We start from the raw sequence: 24,001 nt of genomic DNA, 5'->3' as shown, positions 1-24,001 counted from the left end.
GGCTCAGCCGGACGCCGTGGCCTCCGGGGTGATCAGGCCCTGGCGGTAGGCGATCGCCACCGCCTCCGTACGGCTCGCGGCGCCCAGCTTCGCGAGGATGTTGGAGACGTGGACGCTCGCTGTCTTGCCGGTGATGAACAGCTCCTCGCCGATCTGACGGTTGCTGCGGCCCAGTGCGAGCAGCCGCAGCACGTCCCGCTCGCGGGCCGTCAGCGGCGAGGGGCGGTCCCCGGCGTCCGGCGCCGGGTCGCCGAGGCGGCCACGGCGGATCAGCGTGTCCACCTTCGCGAGCAGGGGCGTGGCGCCGAGCCGGGCGGCCGTCTCCCGTGCCGCGCGGGCCTGGGCGGCCGCCTCCTCACGGCGGTCGGCCGCCAACAGGGCCTCGGCGAACCGGAATTGGCAGCGCGCCCGCTCGTAGACGTCGCCGTAGCCGAACGCGGCCACCGCCTTCTCCCAGGCCGCCGCGTCCGGTCCGGTGGCCGCCCGTGTCCACTCGGCCTCGGCGCGGGCCAGCCACGCCTGTCCTTCCGGCCCCTGGGGCCGGGCGTCGCCACCCGCGGCGGCCACGGACCGGGCCAGCTCGACGAGTTCCGTCGCGGTGTCCGTCCAGCGGCGCACCCCCGCCTCGTCGCCCGTCAGCCGTAGCGCGGTGGCCCGGTCGGCGACCGCGTCCAGGGCGAGGGCGGCGAGCCGGACCGTGAGGTCGGGACGCCGGCCGGAGTCGTCGGTGAGGGCGGCGACCGCGGTACGCAGGTGCTCGACGGCCGTCTCGGGGTCGCCCTGGACGGCGGCTGCGTCGGTGAGCACGATGCCCGCCACCATCGCGGCCATCCAGTCGAACGGCCCCTCCAACAGCGCCTGGGCCTGCCCCATCGTCCCCAAGTCGCCGCGCGCCAGCGCCACATACAGCGCGGGTCCCATGGTGAAGCCGCCCGCGTGCGGCAGCACGTCCGCGTCGCTCGCGGCCGCCTTCACGCACTCGTCCCAGCGGCCCAGCGTGTACAGCACCAGGAGCTGGAGATAGCGCATCTCCAGCGGATACGGCGACGAGAGCAACCCGGCGCGACGGGCCCGGTCCAGGCCCTCGGCGAGCCAGGGGAGCGACTCCTCCAGGTCCCCGGACTCGAAACTGCCGATGGCGAGATGGAACAGGGCGCGCATCTCCACGGGCGCGTGCCCGGCCTGCCGGGCCAGTTCGCGTGCCTGCGCGAGCCGCTCCCGGCCCTCGCGGGTGCGTCGGCCGCCCTTTTCGAGCGTGGCAAGGGAGATCAGCAAGTCGGCCCGGGCGTCGGTCAGTTGGAGTTCCTCGGCGGTGCGCAGGGCCTGGCGGGCGATCCGCAGCGCGATCTCGTCCTCGCCGACCTGACGCGCCGCCAGCACATGGGTGGCCGCGGCCCACACCCAGGTCCGGGAGGGTGGTTCGGCGGGGATCATCGCCAGCGCCTCGCTGCTGTACGCGAACGCGGCCGTGAGGCTGTCGACGCCCATGAGATTGTCGGCCAGCGTGTAGCGGACCCGGGCGGCCAGCTCGGAGTCCGTGTCCTGACCGATCCCGGCGAGCGCGGACCGGGTGAGGGCGACCGCGCGATGCGAGTCCCCCGCGTGGGCGGCCGCCGCCGACGCGCGCAGGGTGAGGGTCACACTGCCGATGCCCTCGCCCGAGGGGCGGGCCGCGGGGTCCACCGACGACCACAGATCGAGGACGGTTTCGAGATGCCGTAGCTCCTCGGCGGGTGCGCCGACGCGCTGGGCGTGGTCCGCGGCCTCCAGGGAGGCGGCCAGTGCCTCGGCCAGGTCGTGGCTCTCGCGGTAGTGGTGGGCGCGCTCCGCCGCGCTCTCGGCCGGATGCCCGCGCCCGGCGAGGAGGCGGGCGAACGCGCCGTGCTGCCGGGAGCGCTCGCCGGGGAGAAGGTCGGCGTACACCGCCTCGCGGGCCAGGGCGTGCCGGAAGGAGTACGTGTCGGCGTGCCCGGGGACCAGGAGCTGTCGCTCGACGGCCTCGCGCAGCGCCGACTCCAGCTCGTCCTCCGGGAGTTGGACCGCGTCACGCAGCAGGTCGTACTCGACGCGGCGTCCGGCGACGGCGGCGGTGCGCAGCACCTGCTGGGCGGTGTCGGAGAGCTGCTCGAAACGGATCAGCAGGACGTCGGCCAGACCGCTCGGCACACCGCCCGCCTCCATGTCGCTCGCCGCGAGCAACTCCTCGGCGTAGAAGGCGTTTCCCTCGGCGCGTTCGACGATCCGGCGGACCGTGCCGTCCGGCACCGGGCCCGTGCGCAGCGCGCGCACCAGCCGGGCGACCTCCGCGTCCCCCATGGGACGCAGCTCCAGGCGCTCCACGGCGGGCAGCCGGACCAGCTCGGCGAGCAGGGGCCGTAGGGGATGGCGGCGGTGGAGGTCGTCCGCGCGGTACGACGCGAACACCGCGAGGCGGTGGGTGGGCGTGCCGCCCGCCGGGCGCTGGAGGATGCCCCGGCTGAGCAGGAAGCGGAGCAGGTCGCGGGAGGACTGGTCGGCCCAGTGCAGGTCCTCCAGGACCAGGAGCAGGGGAGCGATGTCGGAGAGGTCGGCGAGCAGTCCGGCGATGCCCTCGAAGAGCCGCAGCCGGCCGCCCGCGTCCCGCGCCGCGTCCGAACCGGCGCCCAGCAGCCGGTCGACCGCCGGATGCGCGGCCAGGGCGGCGGCGAAGCGTTCGTCGTCGGCGAGGACACCGAGGATCTCGGTGAACGGGAGATACGGCAGACCGACGTCACCGAGGTCGACACAGTGCCCGGTGAGGACCGTCATCCCGGCGGCCGCGGCCCGCGCCGCCACCTCGTCAAGGACCCGTGTCTTGCCGACGCCCGCGTCCCCGGCGATCAGCACCGCCCCCGCCGTACCCGCGCGGGCGCGCTCCAGCACACCGGCGAGGCGGGCGAGTTCCTCGTCCCGGCCGATGAGCGGGGCTGCTGCCACGGATGACGTCACGCCCCCATCCTGGCACGCGCCACTGACAACGCACCTGGCCACCGGGCGGGAGACGGTCCCCGCCCGGCGGCCCGGGGTTCAGCGCAGGGTCTCGGCCCAGTTCGCCGGAACGCGTCCCGCCGGACCGGGCGTCGGCTGGTCCTTCGGGTGGCTAACCGGGGCGGTGAGCTCGGGGCCGGAGTCGTAGAGCTCGGAGGTGGTGAAGTTCCAGAACCAGTCCTCGCCGGGTTCGTAGCTCTGGATGAACGGGTGTCCCGTGGACTGGTAGTGGGCCGTGGCGTGCTTGGCGGGGGAGTCGTCGCAACAGCCGATGTGGCCGCACTGCGCGCACCGCCGGAGATGGAACCACCAGCCGCCGGCCGCGTCGCACTCCACGCAACCGGCGCCGCTCGGCGGGACGGTGGGGTCGATTCCGGTGATGTCGCTCATGCGGACTCCTCGGGCGTCTCGTTGTCGACGGCGGTGAGGGGGAGCAGGACCTGGAAGCGGGTGTCGCCCGGCACCGACTCCACCTGGAGGGTGCCGTGGTGCTTGTTGACGACGATCCGCCAGGAGATGTCCAGACCGAGCCCCGTGCCCTCGCCCACCGGCTTGGTGGTGAAGAACGGATCGAAGATACGGCTGCGGATCTCCTGCGGCACACCGGGCCCCGTGTCACGGAACTCCACCATCAGCTGATCGCGCACCAGTGCCGTCCGCACCGTCAACGTGCCTTCCCCGCCTGTGCTGTTGATGGCGGAGACCGCGTTGTCGATCAGGTTGGTCCACACCTGGTTGAGCTCGGCCGGGTAGGCCGGGATCTTCGGGAGCGTGCGGTCGTAGTCCTTGACCACCTTGATCCGGTCGCCGAGCTTCGCGCCGAGCATCAGCAGGGTGCTGTCGAGGAGTTCGTGCACATCGGCGACCTGGTAGGGCGCGCGGTCCAGCTGCGAGTACTGCTTCGCGGCGCCGACCAGATTCGAGATCCGGGTCGTGGAGTCCTCGATCTCCGTCATCAGCAGCTCGGTCTCGACCGTGTAGCTGAGCCAGCCGACCGCCGCCTGCAGGACGTCCTCGTCCACGGCCGCCGCGACCTGGTCGAGCCAGTCGATGTCGAGACCGGCCTGCACGAAGACGGGCGCGATCTGCCAGGCCTGCATGATGCCGTGGTCGTCGAGCCAGTCCGTGAGCGCGTCCTCGCGGTCCGAGGCCTCCAGGGGGCTCAACGTCGGTGCCTTGGCGACCCGTTCGGCCGTGCGCTCCTGGATGTCGATGAGGTTGGCGAGGTCCTCGCGCGAGTACGGGCCGGAGGAGATGACGCGCAGCTTGTGCCGCATCTTCGCCACCCGCTCGCGCAGCGTCGAGGTGGCCCGGACGGCAGCGGCGGCGGGGTTGTTGAGCTCGTGCGTGAGCCCGGCGGACAACGAGCCCAGCGCCAGCAGCCGTTCACGCTGGCTGATCGCCAACTGGCTGCTCTTCGAACCGAAGAAGAGGCCCTCCAGCAGGTGCACCGCCATCGGGAACCACTCGCTCATGATGGCCGCGAACGTCTCGGCGGGCAGCACGAAGAACCGCGTCGGCTCCGTCACCCGCATCGAGTTCAGGTACACCTGCTGCACCCGGTCCCCGATGTAGGCCTGCATCGCGCCCGTGTACACGCCGCGTTGCGAGGTCCGGGCGACCTCCACGTCGTCGCCGCCGACCCGCCGCGAGAGCACGACGGTGCCCTCGATCATGACGTAGAAGCAGGTGGCCGGGTCACCCTCGGTGTAGACGGGCCCGGCCTCGAACTGCTCCACCTGCCCGTCGCAGCACAGCCGGCCGAGCTGCTCCGGCGTCAGCTTCTCGAACAGGAACAGCGTGCCGATCTCCTGCGGGCTGCACGGCAGCACCTGCCCGCTCATGACTGCTCCAGGTAGCGGTGGACGAGCATCACGGCCATGGCTCCCTCTCCGACGGCGGACGCGACGCGTTTCGCGGACTCGGCGCGCGCGTCGCCCGCCACGAACACGCCGGGAATGTTGGTCTCCAGGTGGTACGGCGCCCGGTCCAACTCCCAGCTCGCGGGCGGCTTTCCGTCCGCGGTGAGGTCGGGCCCGGACAGGATGAACCCGCGCTCGTCCCGCAGCACCGACCCGTCGAGCCAGTCGGTCAGCGGGGCCGCGCCGATGAACACGAACATCCATTGTGCGTCGACGAGTTCGGTGTTTCCGCTCGCGGTGTCGCGCAGGGTGAGCTGCTCCAGATGGTCGGAGCCGTGCGCGGCGTCGACCACCGTGCCGGTGCGCACCGAGATGTTCTCGGCCTCGTTGATCTGCTGGATCAGGTAGTACGACATCGACGCGGCCAGCGAGCCCCCGCGCACCAGCAGTGTCACCGACTTGGCGCCCCGGGACAGGTACATCGCCGCCTGGCCCGCCGAGTTGGCGCCGCCGACGATGTACACGTCGTGCCCCTGGCAGGAGGCGGCCTCGGTCAGCGCCGAGCCGTAGTAGACCCCGCAGCCCGTCAGGTCGGGAGTGCCGGGCGCCTCCAGCTGCCGGTACGACACACCGGTCGCCAGGATCACGGCGTGCGCGGCGACCGTCGAGCCGTCCGCGAAGTGCACGACCCGCGCAGACCCGTTGGCCTCCAGCCCCGTCACCTCACGCGCGGTGAGGATCTCGGCGCCGAACTTGGTGGCCTGCCGCCGCGCCCTGTCGGTGAGTTGGGCCCCGGACACCCCGTCGGGGAACCCGAGGTAGTTCTCGATGCGCGAACTCTGCCCGGCCTGGCCACCGGTGGCGGACCGCTCGACGAGAACCGTCCGCAGCCCTTCCGAAGCCCCGTAGACGGCCGCGCCGAGTCCCGCCGGGCCGCCGCCGATGACGACGAGGTCGTAGAAGTCCGCCGTCGGTGTGGTCGCGAGCCCGACCTCGGCGGCCAGTTCGGTCGCCTCCGGCTCGACCAGCACGTTCCCTTCGGCGGTGATGACGAGCGGCAGCCGCTGCCCGTCCTGCCCGGCGGCGGACAGCAGCCGCAGTCCCTCCGGGGTGTCGGCCGAGTACCAGCGGTAGGGCACCTGGTTGCGGGCCAGGAACTCCCGCACGTCCGAGGAGCGCGCCGACCAGCGGTGCCCGACCACCTTCGTGGCGGGCACGGGCCGGTAGTCGCTGTTCCGCCAGGCCTCCAGGAGGTCGTCCAGGACCGGGTAGAGCTTCTCCTCCGGCGGGTCCCACGGCTTCAGCAGATAGTGGTCCAGGTCCACGACGTTGATCGCGTCGATCGCCGCGTCCGTGTCCGCGTACGCGGTCAGCAGCACCCGGCGCGCGCCCGGATAGACGTCGAGGGCCTGCTCCAGGAACTCGATGCCGTTCATCTGCGGCATCCGGTAGTCCGCCAGGATCACGGCCACGAGATCCCCGCGCAGCTTCAGCTCACGCAACGCGTCCAGCGCGGACTCGCCGGACTCCGCACGCACGATGCGGTACGACTCGCCGTAGCGCCGCCGCAGGTCACGGGCGACGGCACGGGAGACTCCCGGATCGTCGTCCACGGTCATGATGACACTTACGGTGGAGGAGGAAGCGGACCTCGAAGGCGACATATGAAAACCCTAACGGCGTAGTGAGGGGCGGGCCATGGCAACAGCGGTGGGGACCCGGACGGCACGGGAGTACGCGCGCTCTTCGAAGGGCAAAGGCCAACGCAGCCGCAGCACTCAGGACCAGCACATCCAGAACCTTGCGGCCGAAGCGGATCATGGTCCGTGGACCTGGGGTGAGCCCTATGCCGACACCGGTAGCGCCTGGCACAAGGCACTCAAGCCGAACGACGACTTCCTCCGCATGGTGGCCGACATGCGGACCGGCGCGTTCGGCCCGGTCGGGACAGTCCTGGTCTTGTGGGAGATCAGCCGCCTGACCCGGAAGACTCTGTCCGGCGTGGAAGTCGTCGATCTGTGCGAGGAGCAGGGCTACCTGATCCACGTCACCAGCCTCGACCGGACTTTCAACCCCTCGAACTACAGCGACCGGGACACGCTGATCACCGGCATCAAGGATGCCGAGAAAGAGGCCCGGCTCTTGTCCGCCCGTACGCTGCGAGGAGTGAACAGCGCAGTCAACGCCGTGGATGATGACGGCGAGCCCGCCGCCCGGCCGCACGGCAAGATCAACTTCGGGTACCGGCGCACGTACGAGCTGATCGACGGCCGCCCGCGTCCGGTATCCCAGGAAGCCGACCCTGTCGAGGGCCCGCCGGTGGTGGAGCTGTTCGAGCGGGTCGCCGGGTGGAACGGCCGTAACCGCGAGTCGATCAGGACCGTCGAACAGGACTGGCTTAAGCGCGGCATCGTGAGCCGGGACGGCGTGCCGTTCACCCGGCAGAGCCTCGCGAATATGCTCCGGCGCAAGGCGTACGTCGGCATCCGCGTGCACAAGGGGACGGAGCGACGGGGCAACTGGAAGCCGCTCATCGAGCCCGCGCTGTTCGACGCCGTGCAGGTGATCTTGGCTGACCCGTCCCGCAAGTCCACCGTGACGACGAAGGTCAAGCATGTTCTGACCGGCGTGTTCCGGTGCTCCAACTGTGGCGGCAAGGTGTCGGTCAGGCCGGGCGGTGACGCGTATGAGGGCCGTCTCGTGTACCGGTGCTGGGACCGTGACTGCTTCACGATCGACAAGGCGACCACCGACGCGTACATGATCGGTGACGCCGAGGACCCCGGACTGATCATCAAGCTCCTCACCTCCCCGCACCTCTACCGCGCTCCGGCCGACGAGGAGAGCGTCGAGCTGGCCGACGCCCGTGTGAAGCTGACGACCAAGCAGCGAAGCTTCAAGCAGTTCGAGGACGCTGATCCGGAGACCCCGGCGGCGGCCGACCTGATCGGCCGGAAGATCGAGAAGCTGCGCGCGGAGATCACCGGGCTGGAGAGCAAGATCAAGGGTCTGACCCCGCGCGCGCCGATGGGTGATCACCTCGACCTTGGCCCCGGCGCTGCGCTGGCCGACGCGTGGTCGGCGTGGGAGTCGGCCCAGCTCGCCGTGAAGCGCGCATTGGTCGCCGAGCTGCTCAGCCCGGACATGTTCGGTCAGCCCCGGATCAAGCGGGTGGCCGACAGCACGTCCCGGGCCCCGGCCGACCGGATCGAGTTTGTGAACGAGGACGGTGAGGATCTGCTCACCGAGTGGGGGCTCAACAACTGATCATCCGCACACGACGAAGCCGCCCCGCATCGGCGCTGGGGCGGCTTCGTCGTGTCGGGGCTACGCCCCGCGCAGGCGTCTGGACACCAGTACCCGCGTCATGATCCGGAGCAGGTCCGGGTCGATCACGTCTACGTCGTCGGCGTGATCGCGGTGGGCGTAGACGTCCCATCCGGGGCCGGAGTTGCTCAGCTCGTGCATGACGATCACGGCGTCGTCCGGGTTCTCGATCGCCTCGTCGCAGGCGCGGCACACGCGTACCGGCGAAGCCGGATCAGGAACGGTCTCGGTCATGACGCGCACGCCTTCCTGAACAGGTGGCAGGTGCACGTGCAGCGGGGCACCAGCAAGATCCCGCCACCTCCCGGGAGCGGGATGTCCCTGGTCTGTCGGCAGTCGGCGTGCAGGCCTTTGTACTCCGGCCGTTGGGCGACCGCGCATTCGGCGCTCATGGTGTCCGTGTCGACGGTCGGCGCGCTCACAGCTCGCCCCGGCTCCGCGCGTTGGCCATCGCCACGCCCGCCGACAACCGCTCGGCATCCGTGGGCGGCCGGAGCGGGCCGGACGCGTCCCACTCGCGCCCTCCGCCGACCGGGCGGAGCTGGAAGCGCGGGCCCTCATGGCCCATCACCTCGCCGACCTGACGGGCCGCCTCGTCGTACACCAGCTCACCGACCTCCGGCGTGAACTCGCTCATGCGCACCCCCGCCGGAGGACGTCCGCGAGGCGCAGCGCGACGTCCGCGCGTACCCGCCCGAGGTTGATCAGGTTCAGGTCGGGGGAGGCCGTGTCGGCTCCCAGGGACGGCAGGACGATCCCGGCCGCCGTCAGCGCTCCGCGCAGGACTTCGACCGCCTCGACGGCTTCGGCCGTGCCCGACTTCTGTGCAGTGGTCATGAACTCACCGTCACGGCGGAGCAGTTGAGCCGGCGAGCGGGTATTCGCTCTTATTCTCGGGTAGAGGCGCCTTATGCCCGAGGATTCTCACGGAGCGTCAGGGAGGCCATAGCCGGGCGGGACGCCCCGGCGACAAGATCGGATCACCGAGTACGACCCGACGAGGGAGGGCACATGACGCGCAACATCCGCTTCAACGGCACCGGCAGCGGGGACACCGGCTGTCCATCGATCCACGAGGACGTCGACACCGGCCAGGTGATCGTTCACGGGCCGCCCCTGGCCGACTCCGAGGACGTCGCACAGCTCCAGCACCTCGGACCCGGAGAGGTCGCGGTCGTCGTCCCCCGCGAGCTGATCACGGACTGGGCGCCCAAGGACCGGACCCGCCAGGCGCGGGTGATCGATCTCGACGCCTTCAACCGGCTGTTCGAGATCTTCGAGCACACCGCCTGGCGGCTGGAGACGCGGCGCCGGTACGCGTCCGACGAGTCGACCGAGACCTACGCGCAGTACCTCGCCGAGGGCCGTGTCGACTGGGACACGAGCACCTGGTACTGCGAGACGATCGGGCGCCAGACGGCGGCCGGGAAGTCGGTCGCCCGGGTGCGGGTGGTCGACGACCCGGCGACCACCGGTCAGCGCTACCTGATGATCAACGCCGAGCGCAACACCGACCTCGGGGAGGACATCCGCACCTTGCGCCGCGAGGACGCCGACCGGCTGAAGCTCGGCAGCGAAGACTTCTGGATCTTCGACTCGCGCTTGGTCGCGCGGCTCAACTTCACCGACGCCGACGAGCTGACGGACGTGGAGCTGATCACGGAACCGGCTGAGGTGATCAGGTACGCGATGCTCCGGGACGCGGCCTGGCATCACGCCGTCCCGTTCCAGCAGCTCGCATCGGCCACCTGCTAGAAGGGCGGTTCGGGTACCGGTGACGACGGACTATCAGCAGGCACGTGAGGCGCTCGGGGTGCGCCTGCGGGAGCTGCGCATGTCCGCGCCCGACGGCCGTCTCACCGGTACCCGCCTCGCGCAGCTTCTCGGGTGGCCACAGCCCAAGATCTCGAAGCTGGAGAACGGGAAGCAGACCGCCACCCCCGAAGATCTCCAGGCGTGGGCCGACGCGACCGGCCAGCCCGACGCGTACGCCGAACTCCTGGCCCGGCTGAGGGGGTTCGAGTCCCACATCCGCTCATGGCGGCGCCAGCTCTCCGGCGGGCACCAGCCGGTCCAGCAGACGATCGCCGCCGAGTACGAGCGCTCGGCCACCGTCCACGGCTTCGAGTCGGTGACCGTGCCGGGCATCTTGCAGACGGCCGACTACGCCCGGCACGTCTTCAACCGGTACGCGGAACTCCAGCGTTCCCCCCGGGACACCGAGGCGGCCGTACGCGCCCGGCTGAAGCGGCAAGAGCTTCTCTACGACGCCCACCGGCGGTTCGAGATCCTGATCGGCGAGACCGCGCTCCGGTCGCTGATCTGTCCACCCTCGGTACTCGCCGCGCAGCTCGACCGGCTCTCCGGGCTGATCGGCCTGGACACGGTCCGGCTGGGGATCATCCCCTTCACGGCCTCGCTGAAGATCCCGCCGACCGGCGGCTTCTGGGTGCATGACGAGCGCCTTGCCATGGTTGAGGTGTGGCACGCCGAACTGTGGATCGACGACGCCGACTCGATCGCGCTCTACCTGCGGACCTGGCGGACGCTGCGGGAGTCGGCCGTGTTCGGCACCGACGCCCAGAACCTGATCAGCCACGCGCGCCGGACCCTCAACGTCACCTGACTGCTCCAGGTGATCCGGAAGCGCTGTGCGGCCGTCTGCGGGCCGCAGGGGTGCGGGTGCATGGCGTTAGGTCGTCCAGGACCCTGCACGGCCCCCAGGGCGGCCAGGACGCTGCAATCCGGGGGCAGTTCACCGGTCAGCCCGCCGGGCACCACGAGGCCGGACGTGACCGGCGGGCGCAATCTCGCTCGGAATATCTTCCAACTCGCCTACCAGTACGCCGAGTTGGGCATTCGATCTTAGAGTCTGGGCGATCTTGGTCAGCCCGGCATCCGCCAGAGCTCGCCGTCCTGGACGACGAGCCCGCGCCGCTCAAGGGCGTGCAGGGATGCCCCGACCCTGCCGACCGCATCCGCACCCGGGGCGCAGAGAACGGCGGCGATGGCCTTCACGGTCATCGGCCCCTGGCTGGCGAGCAGGGACCGGATGCGGTCCGGCAGACGCTGACCGGCGGCGGTGCGGCGGACGGTGACGCTCATGGTTCCGGATCGTAGTCCCGGGTGTGAATCCGACGGTGAACACCCGAACTCCTGTGACGTGCGAGGACACTGGGGCCGGCGAGCACTCTGATCTTCATGTGCAACGGGGCATGAAAAGGCCCCTCGCGGTGATCCCAGGTCGCGAGGGGCTTGATCAGGACCGGACCTGACGGAGATCTCTCTTCGCGGTGGCCAGGCTCACCCCGAGGCGCTGAGCCGCCTGAGCCGGGGTCAGCTCGGGGTCATCGCGAATCAGCTCACTGACCCTCGTGAGCCGGTCCGCCCTGAGCCGCTGAGCCGACGTGAGCTGAGCCGGTGAGCCGGTCCGAGCCGGGGGGCCGACCGGTTCATGGACCGGCTCAACGACCCGCTCAACGAGGTGAACCGGTGGCTCATCCGTGAGCCCGCCCGAGCCCAGGCCCAGAGCCGTCTTCTCGGCGTCGGCCTTCGCGGTGAGCCGGGTGAGCTGACGGCTCACCGCGATCAGCGCAAGGTCGGCGTGGACCGCGTCCCTGCGTTCCTTGACCGACTTCGCGGCCTCGGGGGCGAGCCTCGCGCCGGTCGTCTTCATGACGATGTGCCAGTAGCTCTTGGCCAGCAGGCTCACGGCGGCACCGGCCAGGCCGACCCACAGGAACCCGTGAGCCGCGCCGTGAGCCGTGATCAGGGTCATGGACAGGACCAGGGCCGCCCACCCCGCACGGCGCGGCAGAGCGACCCGCTCCGTGTCGTAGCGGGTCGTCCACTCCAGGATCATGAGGCCGATCCACATGAGATCGAAGACGGCCGCGATGCCGTACGAGATCCACACCGGGAAGGCCAGGGCGAGCAGTCCGCCGATGGCGACCGCGCTCCATACGACGGCACCGGCCACGATCAGGACGGCCAGCGCGGTGACGGCGGTCAGGGCCTGTGCGTCGCGGTCGGGGATCTTCCTGTCGGTCATGACGTGGTCTCCCTGATCAGTCGCCGCAGGTAGCTTGCCGACGGCACCCGCTGACCCTCGCGTTCGAGCTGACGGGCGAGGGCGGCGGCGTCCCTCACCCCCATGTCGATCAGCTCCCGGGCGCGCTGTGAAGGGGCGGTGTGAGCGGTTCCGTCCCCCTCGTGAACGCGCAGGTCAGCGGTTCCGTGAGGGACGGAACCCGGTTCGTGAACGCGCAGGTCAGCGAGGTTGCGGAACTCGGGGATCCCTACTGTCTGTCCGTGTGTTCCGCCGCCCGTGCCGGTCATGCGGGCGTCACGGGCGCGCTCGGCCTCGCGCCGCTTCGTGATCTTCTCGGCTTCCTCGGCCGCCTTGAGGCTGGCGGCCTCGGTGTCCAACTCGTGGAGCGCCGGGGCAAGTTCGTCGTGGTAACCGATCCAGAGATCAACCCGATCACTCCGGTCTGTCCGGTCCACGAAGATCACCGAGCCGCCCCACTTACGGTGCGTCTTGATCATTCCGAGGGCGATCGTCTCCGCGTCAACCTCGAAGTGGTCGATTCCGTCGAGTCCCATCGTCCGGGCCCGCACCAGGCCGAGCGCGGTCGCCAGGTGCATGGCCTTGTCCTCGACGTCGCCAAAGGTCAACTTGCCGAGCAGGCGGAAACGCAGCACGACGCCGTACTCCCATGCTGAGGCCGCGCCGAGCACCAGACCGGACAGGCCACGGGCCGAAACGATCTCGGCCCAGCGTTCGGGGTCCCCGACCCGTTCGGCCAGCCGGTTGTGTTCGTGGCTGACCTCGGGCTTGGGCGGGGGAAAAAGGCTGCCGATGAACTGGTCGGCACGGGCCAGTAGTCTTCCGATCATGGATACAGCTCCTTCGTAGCTGTGTTCCTAGGCGCCTTGCCCGGCTGTCATCCGGTGCAGGGCGCCGCTTAGTTGTGGATCAAGGTCTCCGGCTCGTGATCACGAGATCCGCCATCTCGTGGGCCGACCGGCCGACGCGAGACCCTGCGGTCCCGGGTCGCGCTCCACCCGTGCCCTTTCGGTGAGGTGCGCCAGGGCGCTGGTCGCGTCGGCACGGTCGGCGATCTTGGTTCCCCGCTGGATCATGTCGAGATCGGCCCATGGGTCGAGTCCCGAATCCCGGCGGTGACGCAGGTACGCCGTCACCCGCACGGCCAACGGCTGGGCGGACAGGGGCCGTTCGGCCCTGGTCTCGTACACGCGGGACATCACTGCCACCCCGCCGCAATGATGTGGTCGGCTATCAACGCCCTTGTCTCTTCCGGGAGTTGGCGCACGACCTCACCGAACGGTCGGGTGTCGGTCGCCGTCGCGCCGTGCCGGGCGGCGAGGTCGACGATCGCGGCGAGCCGGTCGGCACGCAGCCGCTCGCGGACGAGGTCGGCGAAGGGGATATCCATGATCGGCGGCTGGCACCGGGCGGCCAGCTCGGCGAGGAGGGCGCGGCCGTCCGGCCGCGAGATCATCTCGGTGATGCCGTCGGCCACGATCATGGACCGCTCGGTCCGGCTGAGTTCGGGAAGATCGCTCATGATCAGCTCTCCGGTTCCGGCTCGGCGATGCACGTCCCGAGGGCGGGGTCGAAGATCATGCCGTTCGGGCACTCCAACTCGGTGGCTGCGGCGAACTGCTGGACGCCGCGCGGATCACGCGGCGGGACGTTGGGCTGCTGGCCGCCCTCGTGGGGCTGGTACTGAGACATGGTCAACTCCCTGCCCTGCGTGTGTACTCGGCCGCGCGGTCACGCAGACGCCGGGAGGCGGCGTGATCACCGCTCGCGCGGGCCTCGTCGGCGAGCGTGAGGGCGTTCTCGGCCTGCGAACGCCAGTAGACCGGGGAGTTGGGGCCACCCCCGGCCGTCCGGCCACGAGAGGGGCGCGCAGGCGCCCTGACGGCCGTCCTGGTGGCAGGGCGCTTCGGGTGAAGCTCCATGGCGCAGCCCGCGCACATACCGCCCAAGAGCGTTCGCCAGGCCGGAAGATCGACCGGCATGGGGCCACCGTCCACCAGAGCGATCATGTCGGCGACGTGCCACCGGCAGCCGACCCCGGGCGGAATGCACGCGGCTTCGAGGGTCGGCCGACCGAACACGGTCACCCCGTCGGCGACGAGCGCGCCGTTCCGATAGTCGGCAAGGGCACTGGCCGCGTGCTTGCCGGAGTTCGACCGGCGGTCGGTGAAGGTGATGCCGAGCTTCCCTTGGGTCTCCCGCTGCTCGACCGGGAACAGAAGATCACGGAGCTTGACGGCGAGGTTCTCGACGCTGCCGTGTTCCGTGGCGACCTGAAGCGACTGGCGATTGGTCAGCTCTTCCAGTTCACGGCGGGAGACGGACCAGCCGCGCGCGCCCTGGCGCTGGGACATGAGACCCAGCCGGGCCCAATTGCGAATCGTCTGAGGCGTGACACCGCGATGAGCGGCGGCCTCCGCAATCGATATGAATTGCTCCACGCCGGACCCTCCCCGAACGTTGTTTTGCAAAACAGCGTATACCCTGAATTCAGGGGTGAACGGCGGCCGTGAGCCTGATGACCTCCAGCGGTCGCCGTTTCCCTCTCCATCTACATTGGCAATTCTCATCGGTTCTTATCTATTGCCATGCCGGCTGGCTCGCTGTCTTTCGACTGCTTTGAACATGTGCATTAGCGGCGTGCACGGCGTACCTTGTAAGTGCACACGGACAGAAGAGCCGGTGACCTCAATGAGGTCACCGGCTCTCGTGCGTTCAGACGGACAGAGGGAACGAGAATGCCCAGGATCTTCAACAGCCCAGAAGTGATCAGCGCACAGAACCGCCGGGCCGTGGCAATCCGGCGCGGCCGGACCGAAGAGGCGGACCGGCTCGGTATCAAGGTGTTGCGGTTGAAGGCCGTGCACTTCCGGGAGCTGGCCGACCAGCTCGACCGGGAGGCCGACGGAATGACGGAGCCGGAAAAGGGCTGAGCCCCTCGGGAGGTAAGCCGAGGGGCTCAGAGGGATCAGACACGACGACCATGCACGACCCGGACAGGCACTGAGGGATCAGCTCAACGCCAACCAGAAACATCCCAAACCAGAAAGGACGCTTCCATGGTAAGCGATCCTCGTGCCGCAGTAAATGAATCGCCCGAGCCAGACATAGGGATGACCTCCGAGCACCACACCTTTCTGAACGCGGCGGCGATCACGGACGAGGTGATCGAGGAATACGGCATCCGGTCGGTGACCGGACCGGACGACATCCCAGGCGAGATCTTTGCCACCTGGTCCGACTTCCTCGGCGAGGCCGAGAAAGGAATCCTGTTCTTCTGGCCCGTGCCGGGGCGTGAGCCGGTACCGCAGTACCGGCCGGACGATCCGATCGAGACCCCGGACGGCAAGCTGCACAAGTACTTGCTCCCGAAGGGCTGCGGCTCGTTCGTCGCGGTGTTTCGGGAGCCGACCGGCCCCGATGACCCGTACCTCATCACCGAGGGCACGAAGCAGACTCACGCAGCCCTTTCGTGGGCACCGCCGGAATGGGGAATCGCAGGCGTGCCCGGGTGTAACAACTGGGCTGGGGCCGATCTGAGTTGGGCCGACGGCCACAAGGTGATCGTTCTGTTCGACGCCGACATGTCGACGAACTCCGATGTGTGGGACGCGGCGGCCGGGATCAAGGAAGCACTTGAAGTCGAGGGCGCCGACGAGGTGGTGTTCGCCAGGCTGGCCGGAGCGAAAGCCAAGGAAGGACTTGACGACGTTCTCGGCCGTCGGCCGGAGAACCGCCGGACGTCGTTCATCGAGAACGTCGCCGACCGCGCCACCGACAAGCTCGGACGTCGGCCCAAGCAGAAAGCGCGCAAGCCGGATCCGGTCGAACCGCCGGACACCGGTGGCCGCGCCAGCGTGATCGTCAACGCCGACCGGAAGGCCGTGATCGAGAACATCACCGAGGCGCTCACGGCGAGGTGGGACGGGGAGACCCTGTTCGACTACGGCGGGGCCATCACGCTGCGCAAGGGCGCCGAGTTGGAGCCGCTGGAGCGGAGCAAGTTCCTCAACGTCCTGGTGGAGGCGTGCGCGTGCTTCACGTACAGGGAGGCGACCACCACGCGGCCCGCCTCATTCGAGGACGCGTGGCCGGACGCGCCGACCGTCGAAGCGGTGCTCGGCCGGGCACCGGCGTACACCCCGGTCACCCGGATCGTGCGGGCGCCGTTCGTCCGGGAGGACGGCACGGTGTGCGCCGCCGGTGGCTACGACGAGGCGTCACGGACCTGGCTGGAGCTGGACGGCGGCCTGACCATCACCGTGCCGGTGGAGCCGTCGGCGGAGGAGATCGCTTCCGCCCTCAAGCTGCTGTCGGTGGATCTCCTCGGGGACTTCCCATTCCCCGAGGAAAGCGACCGGGCCGGAGCGCTCGCGCTGCTGCTGACCCCCTTCATCCGCGACCGAATCGATCTCGCGCCGCTGGCCGTTGTCGACGGGCTTCAGATGGGTGTCGGCAAGAACCTGCTCGCCGACGTCGTCTCGATTCTCGCGACCGGCGAGGCTGCCGTCACGCAGCCGCTTTCCGGCAGCAATGAGGAAGTCCGCAAGCAGATGACCGCCACGCTGCGGAGCGGCAATCCCCTGGTCGTTTTCGATGAAGCACACAAGCTCGAAGGCAGGGCCCTGGCCCAGGTGCTCACCACGCCTTTCTGGAGAGACCGGGTGCTCGGGGTGAGCGAGAATATCCAACTGCCCAACACGGTCACCTGGGTAGCGCTCGGCAACAACGTCTCCGTCGAGGGCGACATATCGCGCCGGGTGTACTGGATCCGGCTGCACCCGGCGTACGCCAACCCACAGGACCGCCGGGCGAGTTCCTTCCGGCACGCAGACCTCAAGGAATGGGCGACCGAGCACCGGGCGGAACTCCTGAGCGCCGTTCTCACGCTCGTGAGGGCCTGGTATGCGGCCGGATGCCCGTTCACTCAGGGGGCCGAGTCCTTCGGCTCGTTCACCCGGTGGGAGAGGACCATCGGCGGCATTCTCCAGACGGCCGGGGTGCCCGGCTTCCTAGGCGGCCTGCGGGCCAAGCGCACCGAATCCGACTGGACCGGTGTCCAGTGGGCCGAGCACTTCGTATGGCTGGCCGACACGTTCGGCTCCACGGAATTCACCACGGCCGACGTGAAGGACTGGCGGCAAGTCCGGGGCGCGAATTCCTTCACCGGTGACCGGCCGACCATCACTCCGCCCGGTTTGGAAGACACGACCCCGAAGGACTGGAGCCGGAAACTCGGCTACGCGTACCGAGGCGTCCTCAATCAGATCCGGGGCGGCCTGCGGCTGGTGAAGTCCGGGACCAGCCACGGACACGTCACCAAGTATGTGATCCAAGTGGTGGACGAGGCGGAATCAACATCATCCGGGGGAGATGGGGGAGATGGATATTCCTACGCGTCAGCGAAAACACTCTCTTCACCGCGTGAAGAGCGCGCACGTGAAGAGGGTGCACACGTAGAGAAAGAGCCGAAGACGTCTCCCCCATCTCCCCCATCTCCCCCGAGTTCGTGCACCTGCGTTCCGGACCTCGCCGAGGAGTCCGATCATGCGCCCTGGTGTGCTCTCGGAACGGAGGACTGATCATGACTTCTTTCCCCGCGCGGCCTCCCGACCTCCCCGGCGAATGCCCTCAGTGCCGGACCACCCGAGCCGGTTGCTGGCAGCACCCTCGCGACCCGGAGCCCTGGCGCTGGGACCGCGCCGCATGGCGGTACGTGCCGGTGGAGTGCTTCGGCCCTCCCCGCTGCGACCCGTGCGCGCCGATGGACTGCCACCACCCTGCATGCCCCTTGCGCGGAGCCCTGGATTTGCTTCGAACGGCCCCTGAAATTACGGGAGTTGATGAGTGATGGCCGCACCGCCCCAACGGCACACCGACCAAGCACTGAGAGCCGAGCGAGACGCAACGATCATGCGGCTCCGGATCGCCGGTTGGACCGAGCGCCGCATCGCAACCCATGTCCAGCTCTCGCCTGCGCGCGTGCACGAGATCATCGCGGACGCCATCCGTGATCTTGTAGAGCCGGAAGTCGAGGAGCTGCGCAAGATCACAGCCGCCCGGCTCGATGATCAGCGCGCCGTGGCCAGCGCTGTCCGGGCCCGCCCTCACTTCGTGGTGCAGACAGGGAAGATCGTGAATGGGCCCGACGGTCGGCCGCTGATCGACGACGGCCCGGTGCTGGCGGCGAATGATCAGCTCCGCAAGATCGACGAGACGGAGATCCGGTTGTATGGCCTGGCTCCGAAAGAACCGCTGGAGATCACGTTGCAGGCGCGGGCCGACCTCACCGTGAACGCGATCACGGCCGTGATCGACCGGCTCCAACTCCCCCCGGACCGGAAGGCGTTCGCGCTGGAGTCCGCCGCCGCGATCCTGGAAGGCGTCGAACCGCCTGAGCCGCCGGAGCCGGTTACCGAACAGGCTGCCGACCGCACCCCGTGGCCCTTCCGGACCGGTGGCACCGAGTACGTGGTGATCAAGGGCGTGCGGTACGTCCGCGAGGGCCTCCACGAACCGGCCGATCTCCCGTACGTGGACGCCGAGGTGATTGAGCCCGAGGGCGAGGGTGGCCCCGTGACGGCCGATCAGAGCGGCGCCGGTCCCGGTGTGCCGGACGACGATCCCGAGGCCGTACGGCTGGAGCTGGAGGCCGCCAAGGCGGAGTTCCCTGACCTCGAATGGGGCGACGATGACTGACAAGATCACCGAGCTGATCGGCAAGATCAAGGCGGCCAGGTCGACCACGGAACTGCGCGCCCTGAGGGCTGAGCTGCGCCGGGCGCGGGGAGGCCGTCCCTGGCCACGTCGAGAGGGACCAACTTCGCCCGATCTATCTACCGGGCCGGACCTCACGATGGATCCTGGACAAGATCCCGAGCACCGCCCGGTCATGATCGGCAATGACGACGTCTCCGGCTGGCCTCCGCAGCTCCGCCGACGGGCACGCGGTGGGCGGTTCCTGTGATCACCCGGCGCGAAACCTCGCCCGGCGGTGACCTGCACATTCACGGCCTGCCGATGATCCGAAGGTGCCCCCGCTCGAAATCCTTGGAATCGCGGTCCGTTGGCGTGTTCTGGATCATGGCCCGCTGGGACCAAGTTGCACTTGCAATACGGCCCTGACCTGCGCTGATGTGCTCGACCTGCGCCTATGATTCGAAGGCCGTAAGTGGCATCTTGTCGACGGTCATGATGACGGTCCGCGCGGCTTCGGCGGCCTGTGCCATACGTCTCCCACCCCGAGTGGTCGGCTTCACGGCACGGCGGCGCCGTTGTCACCGCGCCGGCTCCCCACCATCGTATGGTCGATCGCCGCGCCGCGCTCCGCTACACCCGAGACGGGGGCCTCAGGGGCGCCGGGAGCGCAACACGCAGAACTCGTTCCCCTCCGGGTCCACCAGCACCACCCACGACTGCTCGCCCTGACCGACGTCCGCCGTCCGCGCCCCCAGCGCGAGCAGCCGGATCACCTCGGCCTCCTGGTCGTCGGGCCGGAAGTCCAGATGCAGCCGGTTCTTGACCGTCCTGCCCTCGGGCACCGGCACGAACAGCAGCCCCGGCAGCCGCTCGGGCTCCGGCCGGATCTCGAACTCGTCCGGTGCCTCGCCCACCACCACCCATCCGAGGGCCTCGGCCCACCAGCGTCCCAGCGCGACGGGGTCGGCCGAGTCCACCACTACCTGCTCCCACTCCAAGGTCATGCGGGCACCGTAGTGAAGACTGGGCCCGACGCATGTGACCGCACCACCGGGAGGCCACCGCATGACACGACCGATCACCGCAGGGGTCGACGGATCGGCGGAGAGTCTCGCCGCACTCGCCTGGGCGGGCCGGGAGGCCGTACGGCGGGGGCGGGCGCTGCGTGTCGTGCATGTCTGGCGGTACGAGGAGCACCAGGCCCTCGACGCGGGGGACCGCGACACCCAGGACGGCTGGGTGCGGGACGCGGCCGCCGAGGCCACCCGGACGGTCACCGAACGCCACCCCGGCCTGGACATCACCACCGACGTCCTGGAGGGCGACCCCGTCGACGCCCTGACCGCCGCCGCTGCCGACGCCGAACTCCTGGTCCTCGGCTCACGCGGCCACGGACCCGTCGTCGGCTTCCTGCTCGGGTCCGTCGGCCAGCAGGTCATCGCCGATTCCCCACGGCCCGTCGTGCTCGTCCGCGCCGGGGACGAGACCGCCGGGGAGGCGGCGGGGCGCGAGATCGTCGTGGGTCAGCACGGCAACCCCGAGGACAGCGCCGCCGCGCTCGGCTTCGCCTTCGAGACGGCGGCGGCACGGGGAGCGACGGTCCGTGCCGTACGGGCCTGGACCCTGCCGCCGGTGTTCGCCTACAGCCCCGCCTCGATGAAGCTCCTCGACGACGCCGGAGGCCTGGAACCGTACGAGAAGAAGGGCCTCGCCGAGGCGCTGGAACCGTGGCGGAAACGCTTCCCCGACGTGCCCGTGGTTGAGCACGTGGAGATCGGCAGCGCGGGTCAGGTGCTGCTGTCGGTCGCCGGGCGCGCCCAGTTGATGGTCGTCGGGCGACGCGCCCACCGTACGGCGGTGGGCGCGCGGATCGGCTCGGTCGCGCACGGGGTGCTGCACCACGCGGAGTGCCCGGTGGCCGTGGTGCCGGCGTCCTGAACCCTCAGGAGAATTCGGTCAGTTGGCCTCGGCACGGATCTCCTCGATGCGCACCGGGACGCCCTTCTCCACCGACCGGATCGACGCCAGTGCGATCGTGAGCGCGGCGCGCGCGTCCTCGCCGGTGGCCGACGGGATGCGGGCGGTGCGGTCCGTCTCGGCGAAGTCGGCGAGCTCGGCGACGTACGCGTCGTGGAACAGGTCCTGGTCGTACGTGACCGTCTCGGCCGCGATGCCGTCCGCGCCGTAGGACGTCAGATGGGTGCGCCGGATGTCGCCCATCGTCAGCATGCCCGCGGAGCCGAAGACCTCGCCGCGTACGTCATAGCCGTACACCGCCTGGAAGTTGGCCTCGGCGGTGGCGAGGGCGCCGTTGTCGAAGCGGATCGTGACGACGGCCGTGTCGAGCAGGCCGCGGGCCTTGAAGTCGGGGCGGACCAGGGCGTCGGCCATGGCGAAGACCTCGACCGGTTCGGAACCGGGGTTGAGGTAACGCAGGGTGTCGAAGTCGTGGATGAGGGTTTCGAGGAAGATCGTCCACGGCGGAATCGGGGCCGGGTCGGCCAGCTTCGGGTCGCGGGTGAGCGAGCGCAGCAGCTGCGGGGTGCCGATCGCGCCCGCCGCCACCTTGTCGTGCGCGGCCCGGAACCCGGTGTCGTAGCGGCGGTTGAAGCCGACCTGGAGCGGTACGCCCGCCTCGGTGGCTGCCGCGATGGCGCGGTCGGCGTCCGCGAGGGTGGTAGCCATCGGCTTCTCGCAGTAGACGGCCTTGCCCGCCCGCGCCGCCGCCACGACCAGGTCCGCGTGGGTGCGGGCCGGTGTCGAGATGACCACCGCGTCGACGTCCGGATCCGCGAACAGGTCGCCGATCTCGGTGTACGCCGTGGGGCAGTCGAGCCGGTCGGCCAGGCGCCGTGCGGCGCCCGGGGCCGGGTCGGCCACGGCGGCGAGACGGACGCCGGGCAGCCGGCGGGCGAGGGTCTCGGCATGGAAGGAGCCCATGCGGCCCGCGCCCACCAGGCCGATGGCGAGGGGCAGTTGGGTGGTCATGGGCGTTCTCCCTAGTGTCGTGTGAATCCGGGGGGGGCGGGTCAGACCGTGAACGCGGTGCGGAAGCGGTCCAGGGCGCGTTCGCTGTCGCCGTCCGAGGCCCAGGCCTCCATCGCGACCGTCCCGTCGTAGCCGATGTCGGCGAGGGCGCGGGCGATCGCCGGGTAGTTGATCTCGCCGGTGCCGGGCTCCTGGCGGCCGGGTACGTCCGCCACCTGGATCTCGCCGATCAGGTCCAACTCGTGGGCCCTGCGGACGAGTTCGATGAGGTTCCCCTCGCCGATCTGCGCGTGGTAGAGGTCCAGGTTCATGCGCAGGCCCGGCCGGTCCACCGCCTTGACCAGGGCCAGGGTGTCGGCGGCCGTCGCGAACGGTACGCCCGGGTGGTCGACCGCAGCGTTGAGGTTCTCCAGCGTGAAGGTGACCCCGTTGCTCTCGCCCAGCTCGGCGAGGCGGGTCAGGGTGCGGTGGGCGGCGATCCACATCGCGCCGGTGGGCTCGCCCGTCACCGGAACCACCGGCAGGCCCTCGGAGTCGAGGCCGGTGCCGTGCAAGTTCAGCCGGGGGCAGCCCAGTTGGTCGGCGGCCTTCACCGACTCCTCGGCGGTGCGCAGGAGTTCGGCGGCGCCCGCTTCGTCGGTGAGGCTGCCCCGGATATAGCCCGTCATCGACGAGAACTCGGCCGGGGTCCGCGTGAGCGCGTCCAGGTCGTGCCGGGTCCAGTCCCAGATCTCGACCTGGAAACCGGCCTCGTGGATGCGCCGCGCCCGCTCGTGGACCGGCAGGTCCCGGAACACCATCTCGGCACAGACCGCCAACGTGTACATGACTGCTCGCCCTCTTCTAGAACGTTCTAGATGGCAGTAGTACGCCACTACTGGATTCCTGTGTCAAGACTTCGCCGGGCAAGTTTCTAGAACGTTGCAGTACCTTCGGAGCAGCGATGTTGCACACCTTTCGAAGCGGCTACGATCCCGAAACGCAACGACACCTCGACCGGAAGGACAACCGTGCCGACCACCCCCGCGGTCCCCGACGGAAAGCGGCCCACGCTGGCCCATGTCGCGGCCCGGGCGGGCGTGTCCGTCGCGCTGGTCTCCATCGTGATGCGCGGGGCCTACGGCGCGAGCGCCACCACCCGCGAGCGGGTGCTCAAGGCCGCCGAGGAGATCGGCTACCGGCCCGACACCCGGGCCAGGGTGCTGCGCAGCAACCGCTCACGCCTCCTCGGCGTGCAGTTCGGACTGCGCCACCCCTTCCACACCGACCTGGTGGAAGGCATCTACGCCGCCGCCGAGCCAGCCGGCTACCAGGTCGCCCTGAGCGCGGTCGCCCCGTCGCGCGGTGAGCGGCAGGCCGTGGAGGCGCTGCTCGCCGACCGGTGCGAGGCCCTCGTCCTGCTCGGCCCCGAGGTCCCGGCCGCCCGCCTCGCGCACCTGGCTACCCAGGTCCCGGTCGTCTCGGTGGCCCGGCGGCTACGGCCCGCCCCGCCGGCCGTGGACGTCGTCCGCACCGCCGACGACGAGGGCGCCCGCCAGGCCGTGGACCACCTGGTCGCGCTCGGCCATCGCGCCATCGCGCACATCGACGGCGGCAGGGCGCCCGGCGCCGCCGACCGCCGCCGCGGGTACCGCACCGCGATGCACCGCCACGGCCTCGACGACCACGTCCGTGTCCTGCCCGGCGGGCTCACCGAGGACGACGGCGCGCGCGGCGCTCGTACCCTGCTCGCCGAAGCCTCAACTTCCCGGCCCAGCGCGGTACTTGCCTTCAACGACCGCTGCGCCACCGGCGTCCTCGACACCCTCCTGCGCGCCGGTGTCTCCGTCCCCGGCGAGATCTCCGTCGTCGGCTTCGACGACACCAGCCTGTCCCGGCTCGCCCACATCGATCTCACCACCGTCGCCCAGGACATCCCGCTCCTCGCGGAACTCGCCGTCGGCCGCGCCATCGCCCGCCTGGACGGGGAGGCCGTAACGGAGGGGGAGAGCGTGGTTCCGCCGCGGCTCGTCGTCCGCGGCACGACGGCCCCGCCTGCGAAGGGCTGACC

At 70.1% G+C, this 24,001-nt stretch carries 26 protein-coding genes; 9 read left to right on the top strand and 17 right to left on the bottom strand.

Annotation, left to right across the window (positions count from 1 at the left end):
* Window positions 1-3: 3 nt before the first annotated feature.
* The 4 genes from OG496_RS05385 to OG496_RS05370 form a co-directional block, all read right to left on the bottom strand.
* Window positions 4-2,967, bottom strand: coding sequence for an AAA family ATPase (locus OG496_RS05385; protein WP_405969809.1), 2,964 nt, complete (start codon window positions 2,965-2,967; stop codon window positions 4-6).
* A 78-nt stretch (window positions 2,968-3,045) separates the two neighbouring features.
* Window positions 3,046-3,396 carry a UBP-type zinc finger domain-containing protein gene (locus OG496_RS05380; RefSeq protein ID WP_366492379.1) on the bottom strand — a complete coding sequence of 117 codons (351 nt, stop codon included), beginning with the start codon at window positions 3,394-3,396 and terminating at the stop codon, window positions 3,046-3,048.
* Entirely contained in the window at window positions 3,393-4,850 is a 1,458-nt protein-coding gene (locus OG496_RS05375; RefSeq protein WP_366492380.1) for an ATP-binding protein, read from the bottom strand. Before OG496_RS05375 ends, OG496_RS05380 begins: the two co-directional genes overlap by 4 nt.
* A complete protein-coding gene (locus OG496_RS05370; RefSeq protein WP_405969808.1) occupies window positions 4,847-6,532 on the bottom strand; it encodes an FAD-dependent oxidoreductase in 1,686 nt (561 codons plus the stop codon). Before OG496_RS05370 ends, OG496_RS05375 begins: the two co-directional genes overlap by 4 nt.
* 34 nt (window positions 6,533-6,566) lie before the next feature.
* Here OG496_RS05370 and OG496_RS05365 point away from each other — a divergent pair, with 34 nt between their 5' ends.
* The gene (locus tag OG496_RS05365; RefSeq protein WP_405969807.1) at window positions 6,567-8,135 is read left to right on the top strand and encodes a recombinase family protein; all 1,569 of its coding nucleotides are present in this window, start codon (window positions 6,567-6,569) and stop codon (window positions 8,133-8,135) included.
* 60 nt (window positions 8,136-8,195) lie between these two features.
* Here the strand turns inward: OG496_RS05365 and OG496_RS05360 are convergent, their stop codons facing one another.
* The 3 genes from OG496_RS05360 to OG496_RS05350 form a co-directional block, all read right to left on the bottom strand.
* Complete coding sequence (locus OG496_RS05360; RefSeq protein ID WP_405969806.1) at window positions 8,196-8,429, bottom strand: hypothetical protein; 234 nt, start codon at window positions 8,427-8,429, stop codon at window positions 8,196-8,198.
* Between the two features lie 184 nt (window positions 8,430-8,613).
* Window positions 8,614-8,832, bottom strand: a complete 219-nt coding sequence (locus tag OG496_RS05355) for a hypothetical protein (RefSeq protein WP_405969805.1) — start codon at window positions 8,830-8,832, stop codon at window positions 8,614-8,616.
* Window positions 8,829-9,032, bottom strand: coding sequence for a hypothetical protein (locus OG496_RS05350; RefSeq protein WP_399388549.1), 204 nt, complete (start codon window positions 9,030-9,032; stop codon window positions 8,829-8,831). The genes OG496_RS05355 and OG496_RS05350 overlap by 4 nt, the downstream gene beginning before the upstream one ends.
* A 174-nt stretch (window positions 9,033-9,206) precedes the next feature.
* On the opposite strand from OG496_RS05350, the gene OG496_RS05345 reads away from it, so the two are divergent.
* Both OG496_RS05345 and OG496_RS05340 read left to right on the top strand, forming a co-directional pair.
* Window positions 9,207-9,950 carry a DUF6879 family protein gene (locus tag OG496_RS05345; RefSeq protein WP_405969804.1) on the top strand — a complete coding sequence of 248 codons (744 nt, stop codon included), beginning with the start codon at window positions 9,207-9,209 and terminating at the stop codon, window positions 9,948-9,950.
* A gap of 19 nt (window positions 9,951-9,969) precedes the next feature.
* Window positions 9,970-10,821, top strand: coding sequence for a helix-turn-helix domain-containing protein (locus OG496_RS05340; RefSeq protein ID WP_405969803.1), 852 nt, complete (start codon window positions 9,970-9,972; stop codon window positions 10,819-10,821).
* Window positions 10,822-11,081: 260 nt separating this feature from the next.
* Here OG496_RS05340 and OG496_RS05335 read toward each other — a convergent pair whose 3' ends face one another.
* From OG496_RS05335 to OG496_RS05305, 7 genes are all read right to left on the bottom strand, one after another.
* Window positions 11,082-11,300 (bottom strand): hypothetical protein, encoded by a 219-nt coding sequence (locus tag OG496_RS05335; RefSeq protein WP_405969802.1) that lies wholly within the window; start codon window positions 11,298-11,300, stop codon window positions 11,082-11,084.
* Window positions 11,301-11,454: 154 nt separating this feature from the next.
* Window positions 11,455-12,246, bottom strand: a complete 792-nt coding sequence (locus OG496_RS05330; protein WP_405969801.1) for a hypothetical protein — start codon at window positions 12,244-12,246, stop codon at window positions 11,455-11,457.
* Entirely contained in the window at window positions 12,243-13,094 is an 852-nt protein-coding gene (locus OG496_RS05325; protein ID WP_405969800.1) for a hypothetical protein, read from the bottom strand. Before OG496_RS05325 ends, OG496_RS05330 begins: the two co-directional genes overlap by 4 nt.
* A 99-nt stretch (window positions 13,095-13,193) precedes the next feature.
* Window positions 13,194-13,463 (bottom strand): hypothetical protein, encoded by a 270-nt coding sequence (locus tag OG496_RS05320; protein WP_405969799.1) that lies wholly within the window; start codon window positions 13,461-13,463, stop codon window positions 13,194-13,196.
* A complete protein-coding gene (locus OG496_RS05315) occupies window positions 13,463-13,786 on the bottom strand; it encodes a hypothetical protein (protein WP_405969798.1) in 324 nt (107 codons plus the stop codon). The genes OG496_RS05320 and OG496_RS05315 overlap by 1 nt, the downstream gene beginning before the upstream one ends.
* A gap of 2 nt (window positions 13,787-13,788) precedes the next feature.
* Window positions 13,789-13,956, bottom strand: coding sequence for a hypothetical protein (locus tag OG496_RS05310; protein ID WP_405969797.1), 168 nt, complete (start codon window positions 13,954-13,956; stop codon window positions 13,789-13,791).
* A gap of 2 nt (window positions 13,957-13,958) precedes the next feature.
* Complete coding sequence (locus OG496_RS05305; protein ID WP_405969796.1) at window positions 13,959-14,618, bottom strand: hypothetical protein; 660 nt, start codon at window positions 14,616-14,618, stop codon at window positions 13,959-13,961.
* A gap of 384 nt (window positions 14,619-15,002) precedes the next feature.
* Between OG496_RS05305 and OG496_RS05300 the strand changes: the two genes are divergently transcribed.
* The 4 genes from OG496_RS05300 (at window position 15,003) to OG496_RS05285 (ending at window position 19,231) form a co-directional block, all read left to right on the top strand.
* Window positions 15,003-15,197: a hypothetical protein gene (locus OG496_RS05300; RefSeq protein ID WP_405969795.1), complete on the top strand. Its 195-nt coding sequence runs from the start codon at window positions 15,003-15,005 to the stop codon at window positions 15,195-15,197.
* 180 nt (window positions 15,198-15,377) lie between these two features.
* Window positions 15,378-17,846, top strand: a complete 2,469-nt coding sequence (locus OG496_RS05295) for a hypothetical protein (RefSeq protein ID WP_405969794.1) — start codon at window positions 15,378-15,380, stop codon at window positions 17,844-17,846.
* A gap of 331 nt (window positions 17,847-18,177) precedes the next feature.
* Complete coding sequence (locus OG496_RS05290; RefSeq protein ID WP_405969793.1) at window positions 18,178-18,963, top strand: hypothetical protein; 786 nt, start codon at window positions 18,178-18,180, stop codon at window positions 18,961-18,963.
* Window positions 18,956-19,231: a hypothetical protein gene (locus OG496_RS05285; RefSeq protein ID WP_405969792.1), complete on the top strand. Its 276-nt coding sequence runs from the start codon at window positions 18,956-18,958 to the stop codon at window positions 19,229-19,231. Before OG496_RS05290 ends, OG496_RS05285 begins: the two co-directional genes overlap by 8 nt.
* A gap of 382 nt (window positions 19,232-19,613) precedes the next feature.
* Here OG496_RS05285 and OG496_RS05280 read toward each other — a convergent pair whose 3' ends face one another.
* On the bottom strand, window positions 19,614-19,967 hold the full coding sequence (locus OG496_RS05280) for a VOC family protein (protein WP_405969791.1): 354 nt from the start codon (window positions 19,965-19,967) through the stop codon (window positions 19,614-19,616).
* Window positions 19,968-20,028: 61 nt separating this feature from the next.
* Between OG496_RS05280 and OG496_RS05275 the strand changes: the two genes are divergently transcribed.
* Window positions 20,029-20,901 (top strand): universal stress protein, encoded by an 873-nt coding sequence (locus OG496_RS05275; protein ID WP_405969790.1) that lies wholly within the window; start codon window positions 20,029-20,031, stop codon window positions 20,899-20,901.
* Window positions 20,902-20,919: 18 nt separating this feature from the next.
* Here OG496_RS05275 and OG496_RS05270 read toward each other — a convergent pair whose 3' ends face one another.
* Both OG496_RS05270 and OG496_RS05265 read right to left on the bottom strand, forming a co-directional pair.
* Entirely contained in the window at window positions 20,920-21,951 is a 1,032-nt protein-coding gene (locus tag OG496_RS05270) for a Gfo/Idh/MocA family oxidoreductase (protein WP_405969789.1), read from the bottom strand.
* A 41-nt stretch (window positions 21,952-21,992) separates the two neighbouring features.
* Window positions 21,993-22,778, bottom strand: a complete 786-nt coding sequence (locus tag OG496_RS05265; RefSeq protein ID WP_405969788.1) for a TIM barrel protein — start codon at window positions 22,776-22,778, stop codon at window positions 21,993-21,995.
* 183 nt (window positions 22,779-22,961) lie between these two features.
* On the opposite strand from OG496_RS05265, the gene OG496_RS05260 reads away from it, so the two are divergent.
* Complete coding sequence (locus tag OG496_RS05260; protein ID WP_405969787.1) at window positions 22,962-23,999, top strand: LacI family DNA-binding transcriptional regulator; 1,038 nt, start codon at window positions 22,962-22,964, stop codon at window positions 23,997-23,999.
* The last annotated feature ends 2 nt before the right edge of the window (window positions 24,000-24,001 follow it).

Source organism: Streptomyces sp. NBC_00988, assembly GCF_045162645.1.
Lineage (GTDB): Bacteria > Actinomycetota > Actinomycetes > Streptomycetales > Streptomycetaceae > Streptomyces.
Note: the sequence above shows the minus strand (reverse complement) of the source record. Positions and strands in the feature narration are given on the sequence as shown.

Coding starts and splice junctions, on each gene's coding strand:
- OG496_RS05325 (WP_405969800.1), bottom strand. CDS start 13,094: ATGATCGGAAGACTACTGGCCCGTGCCGACCAGTTCATCGGCAGCCTT.
- OG496_RS05315 (WP_405969798.1), bottom strand. CDS start 13,786: ATGAGCGATCTTCCCGAACTCAGCCGGACCGAGCGGTCCATGATCGTG.
- OG496_RS05335 (WP_405969802.1), bottom strand. CDS start 11,300: ATGAGCGTCACCGTCCGCCGCACCGCCGCCGGTCAGCGTCTGCCGGAC.
- OG496_RS05370 (WP_405969808.1), bottom strand. CDS start 6,532: ATGTCGCCTTCGAGGTCCGCTTCCTCCTCCACCGTAAGTGTCATCATG.
- OG496_RS05265 (WP_405969788.1), bottom strand. CDS start 22,778: ATGTACACGTTGGCGGTCTGTGCCGAGATGGTGTTCCGGGACCTGCCG.
- OG496_RS05305 (WP_405969796.1), bottom strand. CDS start 14,618: ATGTCCCAGCGCCAGGGCGCGCGCGGCTGGTCCGTCTCCCGCCGTGAA.
- OG496_RS05295 (WP_405969794.1), top strand. CDS start 15,378: ATGACCTCCGAGCACCACACCTTTCTGAACGCGGCGGCGATCACGGAC.
- OG496_RS05360 (WP_405969806.1), bottom strand. CDS start 8,429: ATGACCGAGACCGTTCCTGATCCGGCTTCGCCGGTACGCGTGTGCCGC.
- OG496_RS05320 (WP_405969799.1), bottom strand. CDS start 13,463: ATGTCCCGCGTGTACGAGACCAGGGCCGAACGGCCCCTGTCCGCCCAG.
- OG496_RS05275 (WP_405969790.1), top strand. CDS start 20,029: ATGACACGACCGATCACCGCAGGGGTCGACGGATCGGCGGAGAGTCTC.
- OG496_RS05290 (WP_405969793.1), top strand. CDS start 18,178: ATGCGGCTCCGGATCGCCGGTTGGACCGAGCGCCGCATCGCAACCCAT.
- OG496_RS05345 (WP_405969804.1), top strand. CDS start 9,207: ATGACGCGCAACATCCGCTTCAACGGCACCGGCAGCGGGGACACCGGC.
- OG496_RS05330 (WP_405969801.1), bottom strand. CDS start 12,246: ATGACCGACAGGAAGATCCCCGACCGCGACGCACAGGCCCTGACCGCC.
- OG496_RS05310 (WP_405969797.1), bottom strand. CDS start 13,956: ATGTCTCAGTACCAGCCCCACGAGGGCGGCCAGCAGCCCAACGTCCCG.
- OG496_RS05300 (WP_405969795.1), top strand. CDS start 15,003: ATGCCCAGGATCTTCAACAGCCCAGAAGTGATCAGCGCACAGAACCGC.
- OG496_RS05270 (WP_405969789.1), bottom strand. CDS start 21,951: ATGACCACCCAACTGCCCCTCGCCATCGGCCTGGTGGGCGCGGGCCGC.
- OG496_RS05355 (WP_405969805.1), bottom strand. CDS start 8,832: ATGAGCGAGTTCACGCCGGAGGTCGGTGAGCTGGTGTACGACGAGGCG.
- OG496_RS05380 (WP_366492379.1), bottom strand. CDS start 3,396: ATGAGCGACATCACCGGAATCGACCCCACCGTCCCGCCGAGCGGCGCC.
- OG496_RS05365 (WP_405969807.1), top strand. CDS start 6,567: ATGGCAACAGCGGTGGGGACCCGGACGGCACGGGAGTACGCGCGCTCT.
- OG496_RS05285 (WP_405969792.1), top strand. CDS start 18,956: ATGACTGACAAGATCACCGAGCTGATCGGCAAGATCAAGGCGGCCAGG.
- OG496_RS05280 (WP_405969791.1), bottom strand. CDS start 19,967: ATGACCTTGGAGTGGGAGCAGGTAGTGGTGGACTCGGCCGACCCCGTC.
- OG496_RS05375 (WP_366492380.1), bottom strand. CDS start 4,850: ATGAGCGGGCAGGTGCTGCCGTGCAGCCCGCAGGAGATCGGCACGCTG.
- OG496_RS05350 (WP_399388549.1), bottom strand. CDS start 9,032: ATGACCACTGCACAGAAGTCGGGCACGGCCGAAGCCGTCGAGGCGGTC.